Below are 17,194 nucleotides of genomic sequence, written 5' to 3' on the forward strand. Positions count from 1 at the left end.
CTCTGGTCTTTCTCCTGATCATATCTTTTCTTTTACCAGTTGAACTTCTCTGCGAAATAAGCATCCAGATCCTCGATCTTAATACGCTCCTGCTCCATGGTATCACGGTCACGAACCGTTACGGCACCGTCATTTTCAGACTCGAAATCGTAGGTTACACAGAACGGAGTACCGATCTCATCCAGTCTTCTGTAACGCTTTCCGATATTTCCTCTGTCATCAAATTCACAGTTATATTTGTGTGAAAGCTGCGCGAATACTTTCTCAGCACCTTCATTTAACTTCTTGGATAATGGAAGTACACCGATCTTAACAGGTGCTAAAGCCGGATGGAAATGAAGAACCGTTCTCATATCCGGTTTTTCCTCTGTTCCGATATTTTCCTCGTCATAAGCAGCACATAAAAATGCTAAAACAACACGGTCTGCTCCAAGTGAAGGCTCAATAACATATGGAAGATATCTCTCATTCTTCTCATCATCAAAGTAAGTAAGATCCTGACCGGAAGTCTCCTGATGACGTCCAAGATCATAATCGGTTCTGTCAGCAATACCCCAGAGTTCGCCCCATCCGAATGGGAATAAGAACTCGATATCCGTTGTTCCCTTGCTGTAGAATGCAAGCTCAGCCGGATCATGGTCACGCAGACGCATCTCATCCTCTTTGATTCCAAGGGAGATCAGCCAGTCACGGCAGAAACCTCTCCAGTACTGGAACCACTCTAAATCAGTACCCGGCTCACAGAAGAACTCAAGCTCCATCTGCTCAAACTCTCTGGTACGGAATGTAAAGTTACCCGGTGTAATCTCATTACGGAAAGATTTTCCGACCTGTCCGATACCAAACGGAATCTTTTTACGGGATGTTCTCTGTACATTCTTAAAGTTTACGAAAATACCCTGTGCTGTCTCAGGTCTTAAGTATACGGTATTCTTTGCATCCTCAGTAACACCCTGGAATGTCTTAAACATCAGGTTAAACTGACGGATATCTGTGAAGTTGTGTTTGCCGCAGGTTGGACATGGAACCTGATTTTCCTCGATGAAATCACGCATCTCTTCCTGTGTCCATCCGTCTACGGAGCTCTTTAACTCGATTTTTTTCTCCTCTGCAAAATCCTCGATGATCTTATCTGCACGGAAACGCTCATGACATTCTTTACAATCCATCAGAGGATCTGAAAATCCGCCAAGATGTCCGGATGCAACCCAGGTCTGCGGGTTCATTAAAATGGCACAGTCCACACCTACATTGTATGGATTCTCCTGAATAAATTTCTGCCACCATGCTCTTTTTACGTTGTTCTTTAATTCAACGCCAAGATTACCATAATCCCATGTATTTGCAAGACCACCGTAAATCTCAGATCCCGGATATACGAAACCCCTTGATTTTGCCAGTGCTACGATTTTGTCCATTGATTTTTCCATAAATAATTCCTCACCTTTCTATAAAATGGCAGTGGACTGCCTCTTTTGTATGTTTACTTATAAATAATGTATGTGTAGACATCTGTTTCAAATGCCCCATCATCTTTTACATAGGCTGTGTCATCATTGACATCCGTGTCAGATATCTCTGTTGAACCGCCAACATTCTCTGTTCCGCCAGAAGCATTTTCATCTGAAACATTATCACTGTTTAAACTGTAACCATCCCGTATGGAAACACTGTCTGCCCCGGTCAGCTTTACATTTTCTGTGGAAACATAACAGATCGTTCCATCTACTTTGACATCTCTGTTTGCCTTGATGATGACTGCTTTTAAATCATCCCCGGAATAAATTTCTTCCTTCGTCGCTGTTCCGGTCACCTTTCCATCTTCTACACTGACAAAATCTGTGTTGAAATCATATCCTGCTGCCAGTGCCTTAACAACCTTGCCCTCATAGAGTTCAATGCCATTAAATCCTGTATAATCTTCCGGTGTTTTATATTTCATCTTAAGCGTTGCCGTACTCTCTTTCACAGAAAGTCCTTCCAGTTTTACCGTATTCTTTCCATGTTCTTCCGTATAAGCAGAAACAGCATCTGTCACATAATCCTTTAGTTCTGTCTCATCATAATAATCTTTATCCAGTGTCTCAACATCTACTGTGAGTACGGTTCCGTTTTTCTGTACATATACCGTATCCGTATCTGCATTCAGAGATTTTCCACATCCAGCCAGCATCGAAATGCCAATCAGTACGCCAATACCTGCCATACATGCTTTTCTCATTTTTACAAGTCTCCATTCGTCTTACATATCCAATGTTTTACATTATACTATTTCCGATTCCCGATTTCAACCAGTAAATAGTCCCTCTAACATTTTAAGAGACTGAAATGTGTGATCCAGATAAACTGCACGATAACTTTTCATAATTGCAAGCAGCTGCCTTAACACACTGTCACTGACAGAAAAAGTATATAATTTTTCCACCCTTGCTGAAATGATATACTGCATCGTATAAAGAGTTGATTCATCCAGGAAAAACCTGCCGCTTTCCTCCGTGGACGCTTCTTTTTTTTCACAGGGATCACAGACACAGCCACCCCGTTTTGTTACAAACCAGTTCAGTTCTTCTTTTTTTCCACATTTCAGACAGGCAAATACATTCGGTGCTTCACCGTTTACCGACATTGCCTTTAACTCAAAAATAAAACGGACCAGTCTCTTATCATATGCACTGCTTGTCAATGCCCGAAGTGACTGATAAAGCAGCTTTAACATCTCGCGTTCATCATTGTTTTCCTGACAGTAATAATCGGCAAATTCCAGAAAATAACATCCATAATATGTAGCTTCAAGTTCTTCCTGAACTTCCCTGAAATAGTTCTGAATGGAAGCCCTCACCACCGTATAGGAGCTTCGCCCCTCAAACATTTCAAATTCACCAAAGGAAAAGGGGGTTGCCGCAGCAACAAGTGCACTGTTTGGTCTTCTTGCACCTTTTGCAAATGCGGTGATCTTGCCCCTTTCCTTCGTCAGCAGTGTGATTCTTCTGTCATAATCGCCAATCGGCATTACCTTTAAGACCATCCCGGTCACTACGATATTCTGTCCCATCCGGTCTATTTTCCCATCCTCTCCCTGTGGTATCAAAGCTGCCTTTATGCGACTCTTTGTATTTTAAATAATCGGTTACTCTTCCTGTTGTCATAAAATTGCTCCAGGCTTCATCCATAATCTCATCCTCCCATCATCCATCACTTGATAATGTTAGGATTTCCTCAGACAGCTTCCCTTATACCAGCAAAAAAATGGTAAGTCAGATCTCGTCCTTATTATAGCCAAAGTTCTTCATCATGGAATCGCTGTCACGCCAATCTTTTTTGACCTTTACCCAGAGTTTTAAATTGACCTGCTCCTCTAACAGACGTTCAATCTCATAGCGCGCGTTTGAACCGATCTTTTTTAACATGGCTCCGCCTTTTCCGATCACAATACCCTTATGGGAATCTCTCTCACAGACAATCGTTGCCTCAATGTCCATGATATTTTGTCCTTTCCGCTGTTTCATGCGGTCAATGCAGACTGCGATTCCATGCGGTATCTCATCATCTAATGCATGAAGTGCTTTTTCACGGATGATCTCCGCAACGATCGCACGCTCCGGCTGGTCTGTGATCGTATCTTCATCATAAAACTGCGGTCCATACGGCAGATATTTAAAGATCATATCCAATACGGTATCAAGATTCTGTGCACGCAGTGCGGATGCCGGAACGATCTCGGCAAAATCGTATACCTTGCGGTAAGTATCGATAAATTCCAATATCTTATCCCGGCTCACCGTATCTACCTTATTAATAACAAGGATCACCGGTGTTTTTGTCTTCTTTAACTGCTCGATGATATGCTGCTCGCCTGCTCCGATAAAGTTTGAAGGTTCCACTAACCAGAGGATCACATCTACTTCATTTAATGTGTGCTCCGCGGTGTTTACCATATATTCGCCCAGCTTATTTTTTGCCTTGTGGATTCCCGGTGTATCCAAAAATACGATCTGTCCACGCTCCATATCCGTATAGACTGTCTGGATACGGTTTCTGGTTGTCTGCGGTTTATTTGATGTGATTGCGATCTTCTGTCCGATCAGATGGTTCATCAACGTTGATTTTCCAACATTTGGTCTGCCGATAATTGTGACAAATCCTGATTTAAAATTTTCTTTCATTTGTACTCCATTCCAAAATCATTCATATAAATTTTTCAACTGCATAAACATATCACTCTGACTCTTTAAGTTTTCTTCATTTCCGATGACACAGATATTTTTCTCATCCAATACGGATGCGATCAGATCCTTTAAGGCACGGATATCATCTTCTGTTGCACCGATCACCTGATCACGCTCTTTCTGGATATCCGCAAAATCCAGTCCCTGTAAATATGCGGTCATGGAACGCGCTCCCTTCGCACTCGGATTCATCGGCGTATCCATATCGCTGATCGTACCGATAATGTATTTTGTCATCTCACGCTCGTCCGCCTTAAAATCAGCCAGATACTGTGGAATGCCATCATAGATCTCATCTGTTTTCTTTAAGTTCGGATCACGGTAAGATACAAAATAAGTATCTCCATTTCGCATATAGCTGTTCATGCATCCATAGGCACCGCCTTTGACACGGACGTTGATCCAGAGATAATCATATCCCATAATGACTTTCAAAATACGCAGTGCCCCGTGATACGAAAATCCGTGACGCGCATAATTGCCGGCTCTTGCCACATACTGTACCTGCGATGCATCCATAAATCCCTCATTTTTCTTTTCCAGATGAACCTTTGGCAGCATCCGCTCTTTTACAGTCTCTTTTGACACATACAGATTCTTTAACAGAAAGGCAATCTGTTCTTCCACCGCCTGATAATCAGCCTCTTCACAGACAACACTGACTAACATACGTTCCGGCACAAATATCATCTGTACCAGCCGCATAAGCCTTGCGATCAGTTCGTCCTTTTTCTCATCGAAATGTTCATCTAAATCGGAAACCAGCTCATAGAACGAAATACCTGCTGTTGCTTCCTGATAATATGCCGCTCTTGAAAAATAAGACAATGCACGCATGGATGCCACCGAGTGACCGGAACCGTCAAATGCTGCCTCGATCCTGGAACGCAGCTGGGCTATGATCTCACGCAGACGCTTTTCATCGGAAATCTTTGTTGTCATTAAGATCTCGCGTAAAAGATCCATTGCCTGAGGCAGTTCTGATGCCAGTGTTTTCACACGCAGTTCAAACATAAACTGCATGTCATCCTGCTTTTTCACATGCGGATATACACCGGTACTTGCGGATATCCCTCCGGTATGAATGTTGATCTCATTTGCCAGCTCTGAAAATCCATACCGCTCTGTGTCCATATATCCAAGAATGTATTTCAGTATTCCAACATATGGAAGATCCTTTATCTCCATATCACGGATATCAAAAAGGATGCGCAGATAATCGATGCCATTTGAAAACATCTCATGATGCACGATCGTCGTGTCACCACATTTCTTTATCTTATTATAAAGTGGTGCTGCTTCGCGCTTCATGTCTTCGCGTTTTAACATCGGGATCTTTTCTAAATCTTCTTTTGGTGATGATTCTTCCTGATACTGTTTTAAATGCTTTGTATCCTCGATGAGCTGTTTTATCTCATCTTTATTCAGGCTTTCCTTATATGCAGCAAGTTTCTCTGCCAGTGCCTCATCACGTTTTGCATTTAATCCTCGTTCCGGTTCGATCACAACGACCGATGCATGTGGATTATGAATCAGATACTTGTCGATCAGTGCCTCAAAATATCCTGTTTCAACCTGCTCCCGTAGAAAACGGTAGGTATCTAATGCTTCCACATGCATAAACGGCTGCCTGTCATCATAAAGCCAGCTGTCTAAACACTGGATACCGTATAAAAGTCCCTTCGGGAACTGCCCAAAATCAGCCTCGCGATAACGGAACTCCGATGCACTGATTCCTGCAAGCAGCGCTTTCCTATCCACTCCGTCTTTTACCTGATGTTTTAAAACGTTCTGTATCGTCTCAAGGAATTTTTCTTTATCTGTGCTGTTTGCATTTTTGGCAATAATGGAAAATACCGGCTGCATGGTACTGCTGTCATAACCACCAACGATATCTTTTCCGATCCCCGCATCGATCAGTGCCTGTTTTAACGGTGCCCCCGGTGCACCAAGCAATGCATAATCCAGAACATCAAATGCCAGATAAAGTTTCTTATCTAAAATATCTCCTACGACCAGATTATAGGAAAGATACGTGTTATCTTCCTCTGGTTCTGCAGAAGAAATCGGGTATTTCTTTGTGATCTCCACCGGTTTTTCGAATGTTTTCTGTGCCTTTACGGCCGAATCAAGTTCAATCTCTTCATAATGGCTTAAATATTCCTCATCCATCCAGCGAAGTTTTTCTGCCACATCCATATTTCCATACAGATAAATATATGAATTGCACGGATGATAATATCTTCTGTGAAAATCAAGGTAATCCTCATATGTCAGATCCGGGATGTGTTCCGGATCTCCACCGGACTCATTGCTGTATGTGGTATCCGGGAACAGGGAATTTAAAATTTCCCGCTGCAGCACATCATCTGCAGACGAAAAAGCTCCCTTCATCTCATTATATACAACACCATTGATGGTGACCGGTGCATCTTCGCTCTCAAGCTCATAATGCCAGCCTTCCTGTTTGAAAATCTCCTGATGTTTATAGATATTTGGATGAAATACGGCATCCATGTAAACACTCATCAGGTTCTGAAAATCTATGTCATTGCAGCTTGCCACAGGATAGATCGTTTTCTCAGGATACGTGATCGCATTTAAAAATGTATTCAAAGATCCCTTGACCAGCTCCACAAAAGGATCTTTGACCGGGTATTTATCAGACCCACACAATACTGTGTGTTCTATGATATGTGGTACACCTGTAGAATCCTCTGCCGGCGTACGGAACCCGATATAAAATACCTTGTTATCATCATCATTTGAAATTACCGCAACTCTTGCACCGCTTTTTTTATGGCGTAAAATAAACCCTTCGGATTTCAAATCACGCAAAGGGCACTGTTCTAAAATCTCGTATGCTTCCAAATCAGTCAGTTTCATCATCATCCTCCAAAATATGATCTTATGTCTATTAGTATACCATATTTTACACAACTTAAAAAGGGAATGTATTATTTACACTCCCTTTTTTGGTACTTATGGAATAATCCGCTATTATGCGATACGGCTTACATTGGCAGCCTGAGGTCCCTTTTCTCCCTCAGTAACCTCGAACTCTACACGCTCGCCGTCTTTTAACTCCTTAAATCCATCCATGTTCAGTGCGGAAAAATGTACGAATACATCATTCCCCTGCTCGTCCGAAATAAATCCGTAACCCTTTTTGGCATTAAACCACTTTACAGTTCCCTGCTGCATAACTCTTTCAAGACCTCCTAATACATGCAAAACTTTTGTTTCTTCCACATCGGAATATTCCGTGTGTACTGTGCTGTCCAAACGATGAAATTTATAACAACACCATGAGTCGAATTTAGCATATATTACTTATTTTGTCAATCTTATTTTATAATTATTGTGAAATATGCACATTTTGCAGTTACTGTTTTATCTGCACATCCATCTGCGGATATGGAATGGAAATATTATGATCATCAAGTGCATATTTGATATTCTCAGTCAGGCGCCACTTTGCAGTCCAGTAGTCCTCTGTTTTTACCCAGATACGCACACCCATATTTACTGACGAATCTCCAAGTTCATCCACAAATACAAGAATCTCTTCTTCCGGCAGTCTTGCCTCCTCCGCTTCTGCAACAGAATACAACACTTCTTTTGCAGTTCTGATATCCGCTTCATATGCAATACCTACTACCAGATCCACACGGCGTTTTTCCATGGTGGAAACATTTGTGATGCTGCTGTTAGAGAGTGTACCATTTGGTACCATGACCACTTTGTTATCAATGGTGAGCAGTTTTGTATAGAAAATGGAGATCTCTGTTACCGTACCCTCTTTCCCGCCGGAATGTTCTATAATGTAATCTCCGACACGGAAAGGTTTTAACAGTAAGATCAGCACACCACCCGCAAAATTTGAAAGGCTGCCCTGCAGTGCCAGACCGACTGCCACGCCAGCAGAACCAAGCACTGCCACTGCCGAGGTGGTTGCAATTCCAAACAGTCCCATGATAATAAAGATCAGTACCAGATATAGTGCGTATTTGATCAATGGCAGTACAAACTGTCTGACACCGGTATCGACATCTCTGCGTTCCATGGATTTGCGGAACATTTTTAAGATCAGACCAATGATCTTGCTTCCAACAATATAAATGATAATCGCAACTACGACCTGAAACGCAAAGTTCAAAAGATCCGGTATCAGTCCCTGCAGCCATGTGCCTACGATTCCCGGGTTCTTCGCAACCTCCTGTAAGTTTTCCTGCGCCTGGTTTAACATTTCGACGGTCTCGGTTGCATTAGCGATTCCTTCTACATTTTCTGCCAGCATATATGGCTCCCTTCGTTTTTATTCGAATTTGAATTTAAAAAAAACTCATCTTTAGGCTATGAATGTTGTGAACCTGGCACAGTTTCACAACTTCCTCAGTTCTTTATAAGTTTTCAAAATTCCATTTCTCATTTTGTCCTGCTCTAAGGAATTTCCTTATTCTAAGGAATGAATGAACAGACCGCTGCGGAGTTTTGGTTCAAACCAGGTAGATTTTGGCGGCATGAGTTTTCCGGCATCTGCGACGGAGAAGAGCTCTGTGATCGAGGTCGGATACATGGCAAATGCAACGGAACAGTCTTCCTCACAGCGTCTGACCAGTTCGTCCATGCCGCGGATTCCTCCTACAAAGTCGATTCTTCCATCTGTTTTCGGATCTCCGATGCCGAGTACCGGATGAAGCAGAAGGTCTTGTAACATTGATACATCCAAACTTTTTACCGGATCATCTGCCACTGCGGCAAGATCGTCCTCCCGGAACTTACAAAGGAACCAGTGTCCTTCCATATACATGGTAAAGCTGCCTTTTTCCTGTGGTCTTTTTTCTTCCTGATCTGTGATCTCTGTCACGTCAAAACGTTTTTTTATTTCCTTGTAAAAGCTCTGAAAAGAATATCCGTTTAAATCTTTCACTACACGGTTATAATCCATGATCATAAGCTGGTCATCCGGGAATAATACAGACAGGAAATAATTAAATTCTTCCGTTCCATCGTAACCCGGATGTTCTTCTCTTCGTTTTAAACCAACCTTTACAGCCGAGGCTGCACGGTGATGACCATCTGCGATATAGATATCTGCCATGTTTTCAAATGCCTGTGAGATTGCTGCAATTTTATCATCGTCACTGATCACAAACACACGGTGTCTGATTCCATCCTCCGATGTAAAGTCATACTCTGCCTCTCCTGCTTTGACTTTCTCCACGATCTCATTGATCACCGGATTCGAGCGGTATGCTAAAAAGATAGGTCCGGTCTGCGCATTACAGGCATCCACATGCTGAATACGGTCTGCTTCCTTTTCTGCTCTGGTGTTCTCATGCTTTTTGATGACGCCATTTAAATAATCATCGATCGATGCACACGCCGTAATCCCTGTCTGTGTGCGTCCATTCATCGTAAGTTCATAAATATAGTAACATTTTTTCTGATCGCGGATAAAAGAACCATCCTCTACCATCCCCCACAACAGATCATGTGCTCTCTGATACACCTTTTCATCATACATATCCACAGAAAGCGGATAGCCTGTCTCCGCACGATCAATCTTTAAAAAAGATTCCGGATTTTTCTCCACTTCCACAGTTGCTTCTTTTCTGTTATAAACATCATAAGGGAGGGCAGCGATCTTAGCTGCCTTCCCTTTTTCTGGTCTGATGCTCATAAACGGTCTGATATCTGCCATTTTTGCTGCACCTCATCTTATTCTTCTGAATTAAGTTACCATTTTCCTTAAAGTTCTTTCCTATGCCGATCTAGGAAACAATAGAATGTACCTTTCTTAAACACTCTATTGTCACAAATCACCGTCAGATTTCTAGCAGATCTTGCGAACTTTTAAGACACCCTCTGTATTCTTTAATTTTTCAAGTACATCCTCCGGAACAGAAGTGTCTAAATCCAAAAGTGCATATGCATAATCGCCTTTTGATTTGTTTGCCATTCCGTCAATATTGATTCCTGCATCACCAAGGATCGTTGTATATAAACTTAACATACCTTTGACATTGCGGTGTAAGATTCCGATACGTCCTGCAGTTGTGCATGCTCCCATGCTGCAGTCCGGGAAATTTACAGAATGGACAATATTACCATTTTCTAAGTAATCACGGATCTCACGCACTGCCATAATCGCACAGTTATCTTCTGACTCTGCTGTGGAAGCTCCAAGGTGAGGTGTTACGATACAGCCCTTTGCACCAACAGTCGTTGTGTTCGGGAAATCAGATACATATTTGTGTACTTTTCCTGCTGCAAGTGCATCCACCATTGCTTCTTCATCCACAAGCAGATCTCTTGCAAAATTTAATACGATCGCAGTTGGTTTCATCATAGCAATTGCGTCTGCACTGATCATTTTTTTCGTAGAATCCAGAAGCGGCACATGGATCGTGATGTAGTCACACTCACGGTAGATATCTTCTACGTTGCTGATGTGCTTAACACTTCTTGATAAGTTCCATGCTGCTGCAACAGAGATATACGGATCATATCCATATACTTCCATTCCCATATGGATTGCTGCATTGGCAACTAACACACCGATCGCACCAAGACCGATGACACCTAATTTCTTTCCGGAAATTTCGGTTCCTGCAAAGTTCTTTTTCTGCTTCTCAGCTGTCTTTGCGATATTTTCATCGTTCTGGTTCTCTAAACACCATTCGATACCGCCTACGATATCACGGGATGCGTAAAGCATACCTGCAAATACAAGCTCTTTTACACCATTGGCATTTGCACCAGGTGTATTGAATACGACGATACCCTTTTCTGCACATTTATCAAGTGGAATATTGTTAACTCCGGCTCCTGCTCTTGCAACTGCCTCTAAAGTATCCGGCAGTTCCAAATCATGCATTGCAGCACTTCTGACTAAAGCAGCCTGTGCATCTTTTAACTCATCTACTTTTTCATACTGATCCGAAAACAGATCCAGACCGACTGCTGCGATCGGATTTAAGCAGTTATACTTAAACATTATGCATTCTCCTCCTCAAACTTCTTCATGAACTCTACTAATTTTTCAACGCCCTCTTTTGGCATCGCATTGTAGATAGATGCTCTCATACCGCCAACAGTACGATGTCCTTTTAAATTTACAAATCCGGCTTCGGTTGCTTCTTTTACGAATTTGGCATCCAGATCGGCATCTCCGGTTACGAATGGAACGTTCATCAGGGAACGGTCCTCCGGTACAACAGTTCCTTTGAATAATTTGCTCTGATCTAAGAAATCGTAAAGGATCTTTGCTTTTTCTTCATTGCGCTCTTTCATGACAGAAAGTCCGCCCATCTTCTTTAACCATTTGAATACTTTTCCGCAGATATAAATGCCGTAGCATGGCGGTGTATTGTAAAGAGAATCTGCATCTGCATGTGTTTTGTATTTTAACATGGTAGGTGTTCCCGGTAAGGTATCCTCTGTGATCAGATCCTCACGGATAATTACGATAACAACACCGGCAGGTCCGACATTCTTCTGAACACCGCCATAGATCACACCATATTTGGTAACATCTACAGGCTCTGATAAGAAGCAGGAAGATACATCCGCTACTAATGTATGTCCTTTTGTATTCGGGAGTTTTTTGTATTTGGTTCCATAAATTGTGTTGTTCTCACAGATATATACATAATCAAGATCATCCGGAATATCAAGATCGGAGCAGTCCGGTATGTAAGAAAATGTCTTATCCTCGGAAGATGCAAGTTTGATTGCCTCACCGTAAATGGATGCTTCCTGATATGCTTTCTTTGCCCACTGACCTGTTACGATATAACCTGCTTTTTTATTTTTCATCAGGTTCATCGGGATCATGGCAAACTGCTGGGATGCTCCACCCTGTAAAAACAGGACTTTGTAATTATCCGGAATATTCATCAGGTCTCTTAAATCCTGCTCTGCCTCTTTGATGATATTGTCATATACTTTGGAACGGTGGCTCATCTCCATAACGGACATTCCGCTTCCTTTGTAATCCAACATTTCATCTGCTGCCTCTTTTAATACTTCCTCCGGTAATACAGCCGGTCCTGCAGAAAAATTATACACTCTGCTCATCTTAAACTTCCTCCTCTGATTTATGATTGTTGTTTTTTTGCTAAGTCTTCACCGGTAAATGAAGAACTGATTGCCTCTCCCGGTGCAACCATCGGCCACACCTTGTCATCACAGTTGATGATACAATCAATTAAAACCGGTACCTCTGATTCAAGTGCTTCCTTAAAAGCCTCTTTGAACTCTTCCTGGCTGGTCACGCGATATCCTTTCGCCCCCATTGCCTCTGCTAATTTTACAAAATCCACACCGTCGTCAAGAACAGTTGCGGAATAACGTTTTTCATAGAACAGATCCTGCCACTGGCGTACCATTCCAAGGACATGATTGTTGACGATTACTTCGATCAGCGGCAGTTTTTCGCGCGCCGCGGTTGCGATTTCATTCATGTTCATTCTGAAACAGCCGTCACCTGCAATGTTTATCACCTGTTTATCCGGATTGCCGATCTGTGCACCGATCGCAGCTCCAAGTCCATAACCCATCGTTCCGAGTCCGCCGGATGATAAAAAGGTACGCGGGTTTTTGTATTTGTAATACTGTGCTGCCCACATCTGATGCTGTCCGACTTCTGTCACGATAACTGCATCTCCCTTTGTCGCACGGTAGATCTCCTCCATCAGATATGGACCACTGAGTCCCTCTTTCGGATAAGTGAGCGGATATTTTTCTTTCAGATCCATGATCTCTCCGATCCATTCCGGATGACTCTGTGCATCTAATTTTTCATTGACACGGATCAGAATCTCTTTTAAATCCCCGATCACACTGGCATCCACCTGGATATTTTTATTGATTTCTGCCGCATCCACATCAAACTGTAAAATTTTTGCCTGTGATGCAAATTTCTTAGCATTTCCAAGAACACGGTCTGAGAAACGGACACCAACTGCGATCAGAAGATCACACTCACTGACACCAAGGTTGGATGTCTTTGTTCCATGCATGCCGAGCATTCCGGTATAAAGATCATCTGTTCCGTCAAATGCTCCTTTTCCCATCAATGTATCACAGACCGGAGCATTTACTTTCCCTGCAAACTCTTTTAATTCTTCCGATGCACCGGAGATCACTGCACCGCCGCCGACAAAGATATACGGTTTCTTTGCCGCCTTTATCATGGAAACCGCTGTATCAACATCTTTTTCGCAGATTGTATCTGTGACCCTTGCGATCGGTTTCGGCTCCACCGAAGTGTATTCCGTCTTTGCCGCTGTGATATCTTTTGGGATATCCACTAAAACCGGTCCCGGACGTCCTGTCTGTGCGATCTTAAATGCACGCCGGATCGTATCTGCAAGTTTTGTAACATCCTTTACAATAAAGTTATGCTTTGTAATCGGCATTGTGATTCCCGCAATGTCGATCTCCTGAAAACTGTCTTTTCCAAGAAGCGGTACGGTAACGTTGCAGGTAATTGCAACGACCGGAACCGAGTCCATATAAGCGGTTGCGATTCCAGTTACAAGGTTCGTTGCACCCGGGCCTGACGTTGCAAAGCACACACCGACTTTTCCAGTACTTCGCGCATATCCGTCCGCTGCATGGGATGCTCCCTGCTCATGTGATGTCAGCACATGCCGGATTTCTCCCTGATGTTTATATAATTCATCATATACATTTAAAATGGCACCGCCCGGATAACCAAAAACTGTATCAACACCCTGTTCTTTCAGGCATTCGATCACGATCTGGGCACCTGTTAACTGCATATTATTCCTCCATTCCACTGCCATTCTCATCTGTTTTTAATTTCTACATCATCAGATGCTTCTTTTACAACATATGACTTTTCGAATGACAACTTTTGTATTTCTTTTTTATTTCTGTTCTTCCGGCAATGCTAAAATAGCACCTCTGTTGCCGGAAGTTACTAACGATGCGTAGCGTTTCAGATAACCTGTCGTTACCTTTGGCTCTCTCGGCTGCCATTTTGCTTTTCTTGCTGCCATTTCTTCGTCTGAAACTGCAATCTCTAATTTCATCTCCGGAATATTGATACGGATGATATCGCCCTCTTCCACAAGTGCGATCGGTCCGCCGACTGCTGCCTCCGGTGACACATGTCCGATGGAAGCTCCACGGCTTGCGCCGGAAAAACGTCCGTCTGTGATCAATGCTACGGATGAGCCAAGTCCCATACCTGCGATCGCTGAAGTTGGATTTAACATTTCACGCATACCAGGTCCGCCTTTTGGTCCCTCGTAACGGATCACAACCACGTCACCGGCAACGATCTTACCGCCTTTGATCGCAGCAATCGCATCTTCCTCACAGTCAAATACTCTCGCCGGTCCCTCATGCACCATCATCTCATCACAGACTGCGGAACGTTTTACAACGCTTCCGTCCGGTGCAAGATTTCCTTTTAATACAGCAAGACCACCTGTTTTACTATATGGATTATCGACTGGTCTGATGACTTCCGGATTCTTATTTACCGCATTGGCAATATTTTCGCCCACTGTCTTTCCTGTCACAGTCATGCAGTCTGTATTCAGTAAACCAATGTCTGCAAGTTCTTTCATAACGGCATAGACACCGCCTGCCTCGTTTAAGTCTTCCATATAAGTAGGACCTGCCGGAGCAAGATGGCAGAGGTTCGGTGTTTTTTCACTGATCGGGTTTGCAAATGCGATATCAAAATCGAATCCGATCTCATGTGCGATCGCCGGAAGATGCAACATACTGTTCGTAGAACAGCCTAATGCCATATCTACCGTCAATGCATTTAAAATGGCATCTTTTGTCATGATATCCCTTGGACGGATATTCTTGCGGTACATATCCATAACTGCCATACCTGCATGTTTTGCAAGTTTGATTCTCTCAGAGTAGACAGCCGGGATCGTTCCGTTTCCACGAAGTCCCATGCCGAGTGCCTCTGTCAGACAGTTCATGGAATTTGCTGTGTACATACCGGAGCAGGAGCCACAGGTCGGACATACTTTTTCTTCGTATTCTCTTACATCATCCTCCGTCATGGTTCCTGCTGCATAGGAGCCTACTGCCTCGAACATAGAAGATAAACTTCTCTTTTTGCCCTGAACGTGTCCGGCAAGCATCGGTCCGCCGGATACAAATACGGTCGGAACATTGATACGCGCTGCCGCCATCAGAAGTCCCGGAACGTTTTTATCACAGTTTGGCACCATGACAAGTGCATCAAACTGATGTGCAAGTGCCATGCACTCGGTGGAATCCGCGATCAGATCTCTGGTTACAAGGGAATACTTCATTCCGATATGCCCCATCGCGATTCCGTCACAGACTGCGATCGCCGGAAATACAACCGGTACTCCGCCCGCTTCTGCAACGCCTAATTTTACTGCATTTACGATTTTATCAAGATTCATATGGCCCGGTACAATCTCATTGTAGGAGCTTACGATACCGACCATCGGTTTGTTCATTTCTTCTTCCGTGAAGCCTAATGCATTAAAAAGACTTCTGTGAGGTGCCTGCTGCATCCCTTTTTTTACATTATCGCTTTTCATGTAATCCTCCTTGTTTTGCGGAGCAAAATGCGAACCCTCTGGTGAGCAGAGGATTTTACTCCTTGTTTTGCTCCCTATATTAAATACGTTCGCAGATCAGATCACCCATCTGTGCGGTACCGACCTGTGTGACATTTTTCTTTTTATCTTCTTCCTGCGGCATGATATCAATCGTGCGATAACCGTCTTTTAATACCTGTTTTACGGCTGCCTCGATGGCCTCTGCCTCTTTATCAAGGTCAAAGGTATAGCGGAGCATCATTGCTGCACTTAAGATTGTTGCGATCGGGTTTGCGATACCTTTTCCTGCAATATCCGGTGCAGAACCGCCGCTCGGCTCATAGAGTCCGAACTTCGTGTCGTTTAAGCTGGCGCTTGACAACATTCCGATGGAACCTGTCACCATGCTCGCCTCGTCGGATAAGATATCTCCGAACATGTTTTCTGTTAAAATGACATCAAACTGTTTCGGATCTTTGACTAACTGCATCGCACAGTTGTCAACTAACATATGCTCATAGGTGACTTCCGGATAGTCCTTTGCTACTTCCTCGACCACTTTTCGCCAGAGTCTTGAGGAATCCAGCACATTTGCCTTGTCCACGCTCGTCACTTTTTTGCGGCGTTTCATGGCAATGTCAAATCCTCTCTTTGTGATCCTGCGGATCTCTGTCTCGCTGTAAGTCAGTGTATCTGTTGCAGTCAGCACACCGTCAACTTCCTCGGTCCCTCGTGCACCGAAATATAATCCTCCAGTCAGTTCACGCATGATCATCATATCAAATCCGTCCCCGATGATGTCGTCGCGGAGTGGACATGCCTCTTTTAATTCTTCATATAAGTAAGCCGGTCTTAAATTTGCAAATAAATTCAGAGACTTTCTTAATTTTAATAATCCTGCCTCCGGTCTCAATTCCGGTGCCAGTTTATACCACGGAGAGGTTGCTGTATTACCGCCGATGGAACCCATAAGCACTGCATCGGACGCTTTTGCTGCTGCGATCGCCTCATCGGTTAACGGCACGCCTGTTGCATCAATCGAACAGCCGCCCATCAAAATCGCTTCATATAGAAAACTGTGACCATACTTTGTTCCGATCTTGTCTAATACTTTTTTTGCCTCTGCCACGATCTCCGGTCCGATTCCGTCACCGGAAATCACGCCAATCTTACATTCCATGCTCTGATCCCTCTTTCTTTTCCTCTGTCAGATATGTGTAACTGATTTTTCGCCTGTCAGAAAGTATCCTGCCTTTCTGCACCATAGAATGCATACTCTGCGAACATCCTGCTTTATTATGAATAAAAAGAAAATCAGCGGCTGCTGTGCGCCCACACTTTATCACATTACTAACAGACAGTATGTATAATGTCTATAATAATGTAATT

14 protein-coding genes are annotated in these 17,194 nt (G+C 43.3%); all 14 read right to left on the reverse strand.

What is annotated here, in order from left to right; translation table 11 throughout:
• Positions 1-32 precede the first annotated feature (32 nt).
• The 14 genes from H8S51_RS12765 to leuB all read right to left on the reverse strand — a co-directional run bounded on the left by H8S51_RS12765 (position 33) and on the right by leuB (position 16,985).
• Positions 33-1,430, reverse strand: coding sequence for a glycine--tRNA ligase (locus tag H8S51_RS12765; RefSeq protein WP_118209166.1), 1,398 nt, complete (start codon positions 1,428-1,430; stop codon positions 33-35).
• Positions 1,431-1,483: 53 nt separating this feature from the next.
• Positions 1,484-2,221, reverse strand: a complete 738-nt coding sequence (locus tag H8S51_RS12770; protein ID WP_117919657.1) for a hypothetical protein — start codon at positions 2,219-2,221, stop codon at positions 1,484-1,486.
• A gap of 66 nt (positions 2,222-2,287) precedes the next feature.
• Positions 2,288-3,052, reverse strand: a complete 765-nt coding sequence (gene recO / locus H8S51_RS12775; RefSeq protein ID WP_117919655.1) for a DNA repair protein RecO — start codon at positions 3,050-3,052, stop codon at positions 2,288-2,290.
• Complete coding sequence (locus H8S51_RS12780) at positions 2,991-3,170, reverse strand: hypothetical protein (RefSeq protein ID WP_147345377.1); 180 nt, start codon at positions 3,168-3,170, stop codon at positions 2,991-2,993. Before H8S51_RS12780 ends, recO begins: the two co-directional genes overlap by 62 nt.
• Positions 3,171-3,254: 84 nt before the next feature.
• A complete protein-coding gene (gene era, locus H8S51_RS12785) occupies positions 3,255-4,163 on the reverse strand; it encodes a GTPase Era (RefSeq protein ID WP_006856999.1) in 909 nt (302 codons plus the stop codon).
• A gap of 18 nt (positions 4,164-4,181) precedes the next feature.
• Positions 4,182-7,112: an insulinase family protein gene (locus tag H8S51_RS12790; RefSeq protein ID WP_118209169.1), complete on the reverse strand. Its 2,931-nt coding sequence runs from the start codon at positions 7,110-7,112 to the stop codon at positions 4,182-4,184.
• Positions 7,113-7,226: 114 nt separating this feature from the next.
• The gene (locus tag H8S51_RS12795) at positions 7,227-7,430 is read right to left on the reverse strand and encodes a cold-shock protein (RefSeq protein ID WP_006856998.1); all 204 of its coding nucleotides are present in this window, start codon (positions 7,428-7,430) and stop codon (positions 7,227-7,229) included.
• 181 nt (positions 7,431-7,611) lie between these two features.
• Positions 7,612-8,526, reverse strand: coding sequence for a mechanosensitive ion channel family protein (locus H8S51_RS12800; RefSeq protein WP_117919651.1), 915 nt, complete (start codon positions 8,524-8,526; stop codon positions 7,612-7,614).
• 156 nt (positions 8,527-8,682) lie between these two features.
• The gene (locus tag H8S51_RS12805; protein ID WP_117919649.1) at positions 8,683-9,933 is read right to left on the reverse strand and encodes a DUF1015 domain-containing protein; all 1,251 of its coding nucleotides are present in this window, start codon (positions 9,931-9,933) and stop codon (positions 8,683-8,685) included.
• A gap of 132 nt (positions 9,934-10,065) precedes the next feature.
• A complete protein-coding gene (locus tag H8S51_RS12810) occupies positions 10,066-11,229 on the reverse strand; it encodes a phosphoglycerate dehydrogenase (protein ID WP_117919647.1) in 1,164 nt (387 codons plus the stop codon).
• Positions 11,229-12,311, reverse strand: coding sequence for a 3-phosphoserine/phosphohydroxythreonine transaminase (serC, locus tag H8S51_RS12815; RefSeq protein ID WP_015520188.1), 1,083 nt, complete (start codon positions 12,309-12,311; stop codon positions 11,229-11,231). Before serC ends, H8S51_RS12810 begins: the two co-directional genes overlap by 1 nt.
• A gap of 20 nt (positions 12,312-12,331) precedes the next feature.
• Complete coding sequence (gene ilvB / locus H8S51_RS12820; protein WP_186899116.1) at positions 12,332-14,020, reverse strand: biosynthetic-type acetolactate synthase large subunit; 1,689 nt, start codon at positions 14,018-14,020, stop codon at positions 12,332-12,334.
• A 108-nt stretch (positions 14,021-14,128) separates the two neighbouring features.
• Positions 14,129-15,805 carry a dihydroxy-acid dehydratase gene (gene ilvD / locus H8S51_RS12825; RefSeq protein ID WP_015520186.1) on the reverse strand — a complete coding sequence of 559 codons (1,677 nt, stop codon included), beginning with the start codon at positions 15,803-15,805 and terminating at the stop codon, positions 14,129-14,131.
• 79 nt (positions 15,806-15,884) lie between these two features.
• The gene (leuB, locus tag H8S51_RS12830; protein ID WP_117919643.1) at positions 15,885-16,985 is read right to left on the reverse strand and encodes a 3-isopropylmalate dehydrogenase; all 1,101 of its coding nucleotides are present in this window, start codon (positions 16,983-16,985) and stop codon (positions 15,885-15,887) included.
• Positions 16,986-17,194 lie beyond the last annotated feature (209 nt).

It is taken from the genome of Roseburia rectibacter (assembly GCF_014287515.2).
In the GTDB taxonomy this organism is placed as follows: Bacteria; Bacillota; Clostridia; order Lachnospirales; family Lachnospiraceae; genus Roseburia; species Roseburia rectibacter.

Excerpts from the sequence above, each read along its gene's own strand:
- serC (WP_015520188.1), bottom strand. The coding sequence starts at position 12,311 with ATGAGCAGAGTGTATAATTTTTCTGCAGGACCGGCTGTATTACCGGAG.
- era (WP_006856999.1), bottom strand. The coding sequence starts at position 4,163 with ATGAAAGAAAATTTTAAATCAGGATTTGTCACAATTATCGGCAGACCA.
- H8S51_RS12810 (WP_117919647.1), bottom strand. The coding sequence starts at position 11,229 with ATGTTTAAGTATAACTGCTTAAATCCGATCGCAGCAGTCGGTCTGGAT.
- H8S51_RS12765 (WP_118209166.1), bottom strand. The coding sequence starts at position 1,430 with ATGGAAAAATCAATGGACAAAATCGTAGCACTGGCAAAATCAAGGGGT.
- H8S51_RS12795 (WP_006856998.1), bottom strand. The coding sequence starts at position 7,430 with ATGCAGCAGGGAACTGTAAAGTGGTTTAATGCCAAAAAGGGTTACGGA.
- H8S51_RS12800 (WP_117919651.1), bottom strand. The coding sequence starts at position 8,526 with ATGCTGGCAGAAAATGTAGAAGGAATCGCTAATGCAACCGAGACCGTC.
- ilvB (WP_186899116.1), bottom strand. The coding sequence starts at position 14,020 with ATGCAGTTAACAGGTGCCCAGATCGTGATCGAATGCCTGAAAGAACAG.
- H8S51_RS12770 (WP_117919657.1), bottom strand. The coding sequence starts at position 2,221 with ATGAGAAAAGCATGTATGGCAGGTATTGGCGTACTGATTGGCATTTCG.
- H8S51_RS12780 (WP_147345377.1), bottom strand. The coding sequence starts at position 3,170 with ATGGATGAAGCCTGGAGCAATTTTATGACAACAGGAAGAGTAACCGAT.
- recO (WP_117919655.1), bottom strand. The coding sequence starts at position 3,052 with ATGGGACAGAATATCGTAGTGACCGGGATGGTCTTAAAGGTAATGCCG.
- H8S51_RS12790 (WP_118209169.1), bottom strand. The coding sequence starts at position 7,112 with ATGAAACTGACTGATTTGGAAGCATACGAGATTTTAGAACAGTGCCCT.
- H8S51_RS12805 (WP_117919649.1), bottom strand. The coding sequence starts at position 9,933 with ATGGCAGATATCAGACCGTTTATGAGCATCAGACCAGAAAAAGGGAAG.
- leuB (WP_117919643.1), bottom strand. The coding sequence starts at position 16,985 with ATGGAATGTAAGATTGGCGTGATTTCCGGTGACGGAATCGGACCGGAG.
- ilvD (WP_015520186.1), bottom strand. The coding sequence starts at position 15,805 with ATGAAAAGCGATAATGTAAAAAAAGGGATGCAGCAGGCACCTCACAGA.